The organism is Roseomonas sp. 18066, from assembly GCF_902706185.1.
GTDB lineage: Bacteria > Pseudomonadota > Alphaproteobacteria > Acetobacterales > Acetobacteraceae > Pseudoroseomonas.
The window spans coordinates 41,501-47,001 of sequence record NZ_CACSJM010000008.1 but is presented as its reverse complement, the minus strand read 5'-3'; the positions used below and the strand labels follow the sequence as shown (position 1 = coordinate 47,001).

Here is a 5,501-nt window from a genome sequence, read left to right as displayed (position 1 = left end):
CCGGCTGCCATCCATCACGGCGCCGCGCCCCCCGCGCCAAAGGCGTTTCTCCAGGCGTTCTCCTCGACCGCGCGGGCGGCGGTGGCGTCGAGGCCGTAGGTGTCGCCGAGCAGCAGAATCTCGCCGGGCAGGGTGTTGCCGACCAGCGCCGGGTCGTCGGTCGACAGGCTGACGCGGATCCCGGCCGCCACCATCGCGGCGACCGGCACCGCGGCCAGGCTGCCGACCGCGCCGAAGGCCAGGTTGGAGCGCGGCGACACATCGACGCCGATGCCGGCCGCGGCGATCTGCCGCAGCAGCCCAGGATCGGCCGCGGCGGCGATGCCGTGATGCAGCCGGTCCGGCGCCAGCGCCGCCAGCGTCTGCGCGACCCGCTCCGGCCCGCCGAATTCGCCGGCATGGGCGGCGGTCTTCAGCCCGAGCCGCCGCGCCTCGGCGAAGACCGGGGCGAAGGGAAGAATGGTGTCGGCGCGTTCCTCGCCGGCCAGGTCGATGCCGACCACCGCCGGGTGGTTCGCCGCCTGCACGCAGTCCAGCGTGGCGAAGCCCGCCGCCGCGCCGGCATTGCGCGGCACCGCGAAGAGCAGCCGCAGCCGGCGGCCGGTGGCGGCCTCGCCCTGCGCCAGGGCGTCGCGCAGCCCGGGCCAGAGCGCGGCGAAGGGCAGGCCGAGCTCGGCATGCACCACCGGCATGATCGAGGCCTCGGCATAGGCGATGTCCTCGGCCGCCAAGCGGTCGAACAGCGCCAGCGTCGCGTCGAACCAGTCCTGGCCGGTGCGCAGGCGGGCCAGCACATGCTCGAAGGCGCGCTGGCTGTCGGCCCAGCAGGCGATGCGCAGGTCGGATTCGGCCAGCTTCGGCAGGCCGTGCCGCGCGCCCAGCCGGTTCAGCGTGGCCAGGCCGACCGCGCCTTCCAGATGCAGGTGCAGCTCGGCCCGCGGGGGATGGCCCGCATCGCCGAGGCCTGCGGGGAGTTCCCCTGGCCAGGTCGCCTCCGAGGCTGCCATTTGCACCCCATGCATCTGCCGGACCGCGCCGCGCGACGCGTCCTGGCCATCCTGGCCGCGGCGACCATGGCAGAGCTTCCGGCGCCGCGCCAGCACCCGCGATGGTTGCGGACCGGTGCCGTCGCGCCCCACCGGTTGCACGAAGACGTTGCGCGGGGGGAAAGCCCTCTGTAGCGTCCGGCGCATTCGGATTGATCCGCCGGGGCCCATGTCGACACGCCGTCTGCCGGGGCTGCTGGCCCTGATCCTCTGCCTGGCCGGCGGCATCGCCATCGGCCATTTTTTCCAACTGCCCTGGCTGGGCCGTCTGGCCGCCCCCACGGGCACGGCGCCGCCGCCGGTGACGCCGCAGGTCGCCGACCGCGCCGAGCAGGCCCCGGCGGCGGTCGAGACCACGCGGGTGCGGCGCGGCCCGGTGGAGACCGCGCTGAGCGCCATCGGCACGCTGCGGGCGCGGCAGAGCGTGCCGGTCGCCTCGCTGACCGGCGGCAGCATCGTCGCCTCCACCTTCATCGAGGGCACCGAGGTCGCCGCCGGCGTGGCCCTGGTCGAATTCGACAAGCGCATCGCCCAGGCGCAGCTCGACGCCGCCACCGGCCAGCTGGCGATCGCCCAGGTCCGCTTCTCCCGCGGGCAGCAGCTGTCGGTGGCCGGCGTCCGCTCGCGCCAGGCGCAGGATGACGACCAGGCCTCGCTGGACCAGGCGCAGAGCGAGCTCGCCGTGCGCCGCACCACGCTCGACCAGCTGACCCTGCGCGCGCCCTTCCGCGGCGTCGCCGGCCAGAAGTTCTTCGGCATCGGCGAATATGCCCCGGCCGGCAAGACGCTGCTCTGGCTGGAGGACCGCACCGTGCTGCGGCTCGACTTCCGCCTGCCGGAGCGTTTCCTGCCGTCGGTGGCCATCGGCCAGACCTTCCAGCTGTCGGTCGACGCCGTGCCCGGCCGCCAGTTCGAGGGGCGGATCGTGCTGATCGACACCCGCCCCGACCTGAACGAGCGCAACATCCAGCTGCGCGGCGAGATCGACAACACGGCCCGCCTGCTGACCTCCGGCCTGTTCGGCCGTGTCCGGCTGGTGATCGCCCAGCGCCCGGCCGCCATCATCCTGCCGCCGGCCGCGGTGCAATACACCCTGACCGGCGCCTCGGTCTTCCGCATCGTCGACGGCCGGGCGCGCCGCGTGCCGGTGACCATCGGCGTGCAGATGGCCGACCGGGTGGAGATCCTCGACGGCCTGGCCGAGGGCGACGAGGTGGTGACCATCGGCCAGTTCAATCTGGACGAGGGCCGCCGCGTCACCATCACGACGCCCGCCACGCCCGCCGCCGCGCCCGGGACGACCAAGTGAAGTCCGTCTCCGACCTTTTCATCCGGCGGCCGGTCTTCACCATCGTCGTCAACCTGGTGATCGCGCTGATCGGGCTGCTCGGCCTGTCGCGCCTGCCGATCCGCGAGCTGCCGCGCTTCGACCTGCCCTATGTCTCCATCGCCACTGTCTATGCCGGGGCCACGCCGGACCTGGTGGAGCGCACCATCACCGCGCCGATCGAGCAGGCGGTGGCGGCGATCGGCGGCATCGACACCGTGGTCTCCACCAGCCGCGAGGGGCTGAGCGAGATCCAGATCGGCTTCAAGGTCGGCACCAACCCGCTCGATGCGGTGACCCAGGTGCGCGACAAGGTCGGCACCTTGCGCGCCGTGCTGCCGCGGGAGGCGCTGTCGCCCACCGTCGCCCAGCTCAGCCTCGACGCCGTGCCGGTGATCTACCTGTCGCTGACCGACCCGAACCGCAGCGCCACCGAGATCACCGAGGTGGTCGGCCGCGTGGTGCGCCCGGCGCTGGCCTCGGTCGACGGGGTCGCGGCCGTCCAGGTGCTGGGCGAGCGGCGCTATGCCATCCGGGTCTGGCTCGACCCCTACCTTCTCGCGGCGCATGGCGTCACCGCCTCCGACGTCAACGACGCCATCCTGGCGCAGAACCTGGCCGTCCCCTCCGGCACGCTGGAGCAGGATGGCCGCCGCAGCCTGGTCTATGCCGACACCTCCCTGGTGCGGCCGGAGCAGTTCGAGGAGGTGGTGGTCCGCCGCGGCGGCGCCAATGCCCTGGTGCGGCTGCGCGACGTCGCCCGCGTCGAGGTCGGGCCGGAGAGCGAGAACAACTCGATCTGGATCGACGGCCGCACCGCGCTGGCCGTCGGCGTGCTGCCGCAATCCTCGGCCAACCCGCTGGAGGTGGCGCGCGCCACCGAGGCGCTGCTGCCGGCGCTGCGCCGGCTGGTGCCGGCGGGGATGGAGGTCGATGTCGTCTTCGACAGCTCGCAGACCATCCGCATCGCGGTGGCCGAGGTCGCCGAGACCATCCTGGTCGCGGTCGTGCTGGTCACCCTGGTGATCCTGCTGTTCCTGGGCTCGCTGCGCTCCTCCTTCATCGTGTTGGTGACCATCCCGCTGTCGCTGATCGGCATGCTCGGCTTCATGTATGTCATGGGCTACAGCATCAACACCTTCACCCTGCTCTCGATGGTGCTCTCCATCGGCCTGGTGGTCGACGACGCCATCGTCGATGTCGAGAATGTCCAGCGCCATATCGACGAAGGCCGCGACGCCGTCTCGGCCGCCTTCATCGGCTCGCGCGAGATCGGCTTCGCCATCGTCGCCACCACGCTGACGCTCGCCGCCGTCTACCTGCCGATCGGGCTCGTCCCCGGCATGCTGGGCAGCCTGTTCCGCGAATTCGCCTTCACTTTGGCCGCCGGCGTGCTGCTGTCGGGCTTCGTCTCCCGCACGCTGTCGCCGATGATGTGCTCCCGCCTGCTGCGCGCCAAGCGGCCGGGCGGCTGGGCGCAGCGGCTGGACCGCGGCTTCGCCCACACCTCGGGCCTCTATGCCCGGCTGCTGCGGCGGCTGATCCGCTGGCGCTGGCTGCTGGTCATCCTGGCCTTCGGCGGCTTCGTCCTCGGCATCGGCGCCATGACCCGGCTGCCCGGCGAGTTCGCCCCCGCCGACGATGCCGGCTACCTGATGGTCAAGTACACCGCCCCCCAGGACGCCACCAACGACTACATGGCCCGCCTCGCCGCCCGGGTGCAGGGCGTCTTCGAGACCGTGCCCGAGCGCCGCGGCAGCATGATCATGAACGGCCTGACCGCGCCGAACGAGGCCATCGCGCTCCTGTTGCTGCGCCCCTGGGCGGAGCGTGAGGCCACGGCCCAGGCCATCGGCGCCCGCATCCTGCCCGACCTGACGCTGATCGCCGGCGGCCGCTTCAACATCCTCGACCCCAACCCGCTGGCCGGCGGCAGCGTGCCCCCGGTGCAGGTGGTGGTGAAGTCCACCGGCAGCTACGAGGACCTGGCCCGCGCGATGGAGCCGCTGGCCGCCTATGCCCGCGCCCATCCCGGGCTGGTGGCGCCGACCGTCGACCTCGACCTCAACACCCGGCGCATCGACGTGGCGATGGACCGGCCGCTGGCCGCCTCGCTGGGCATCGACATCGCCCGCATCGGCCAGTCGATCAACGTCTTCCTCGGTGGCCAGCAGGCCGGCTTCCTCGGCTATGGCGGCGAGCAGTACAAGGTCATGCTGCAGGTCGAGGAGGCGCTGCGCCGCGACGCCGACATCCTGGGCAACATCTATGTCCGCGCCGCCGATGACAGCCTGGTGCCGCTGGCCCAGGTGGCCCGCCCGCGCGAGACGGTGGGCGCCAGCGCCCTGCCGCGCTTCCAGCAGCTGCGCTCGGCCCGCATCAGCGCCTCGATCGCGCCGGGCGGCTCGCTCGGGCCGCTGCTGGCCGACCTCGAGGCCGAGGCCACCCGCATCCTGCCCCCCGGCACCCAGCTCGACTTCGACGGGCCGTCGCGGGCGCTGAAGCAGGCCGACGCCACCGTGCTGCTGGTCATGGCCCTGGCCCTGGTCTTCATCTACCTGGTGCTCTCGGCCCAGTTCGAAAGCTTCCGCGACCCGGTGATCGTGCTGTCGGTGGTGCCCGTGGCCATCGTCGGTGCCGGGCTCGGGCTGATGACGGTGGGCGGCTCGCTCAACGCCTACAGCTTCATCGGGCTGGTGACGCTGGTCGGCCTGGTCGCCAAGAACGGCATCCTGATCACCGAATTCGCCAACCAGCTGCGCGACGAAGGCCGGACGATCGAGGAAGCGGTGGTCGAAGCCGCCGCCACCCGCCTGCGGCCGATCCTGATGACGACCGTGGCCACCATGCTCGGCGCCCTGCCGCTGCTGCTGACCGTCGGGCCCGGGGCGCGGTCGCGCGAGGACCTTGGCGCGGTGATGGTGGGTGGGATGGGGCTCGGGCTCGTCGTCTCGCTGCTGCTGGTGCCAGCCTGCTACCTGATGCTGTCGAAACGCGAACGGCATAAGCTGGTGGAGACGCCGGAAGCCATGGGGGAAGAAAAAGCCGCCTAGCGAGATTTAAGGCTTATTTTTCTGCCGGTTCTCGGGCGCCGATGGCGCCCTCCGCAGCTTCACGAAAAAGGCGAC

At 72.2% G+C, this 5,501-nt stretch carries 3 protein-coding genes; 2 read left to right on the top strand and 1 reads right to left on the bottom strand.

Annotated elements, in window-relative coordinates:
• Nucleotides 1-14: 14 nt before the first annotated feature.
• Nucleotides 15-1,007, bottom strand: a complete 993-nt coding sequence (locus GVN67_RS03125) for a hypothetical protein (protein WP_159992812.1) — start codon at nt 1,005-1,007, stop codon at nt 15-17.
• Nucleotides 1,008-1,215: 208 nt separating this feature from the next.
• Here GVN67_RS03125 and GVN67_RS03120 point away from each other — a divergent pair, with 208 nt between their 5' ends.
• Entirely contained in the window at nt 1,216-2,355 is a 1,140-nt protein-coding gene (locus GVN67_RS03120) for an efflux RND transporter periplasmic adaptor subunit (protein ID WP_159992811.1), read from the top strand.
• On the top strand, nt 2,352-5,426 hold the full coding sequence (locus tag GVN67_RS03115) for an efflux RND transporter permease subunit (protein ID WP_159992810.1): 3,075 nt from the start codon (nt 2,352-2,354) through the stop codon (nt 5,424-5,426). Before GVN67_RS03120 ends, GVN67_RS03115 begins: the two co-directional genes overlap by 4 nt.
• The last annotated feature ends 75 nt before the right edge of the window (nt 5,427-5,501 follow it).

What these genes read in the sequence shown, in the direction of transcription:
- GVN67_RS03125 (WP_159992812.1), bottom strand. Translation starts at nt 1,007, where the DNA reads ATGGCAGCCTCGGAGGCGACCTGGCCAGGGGAACTCCCCGCAGGCCTC.
- GVN67_RS03120 (WP_159992811.1), top strand. Translation starts at nt 1,216, where the DNA reads ATGTCGACACGCCGTCTGCCGGGGCTGCTGGCCCTGATCCTCTGCCTG.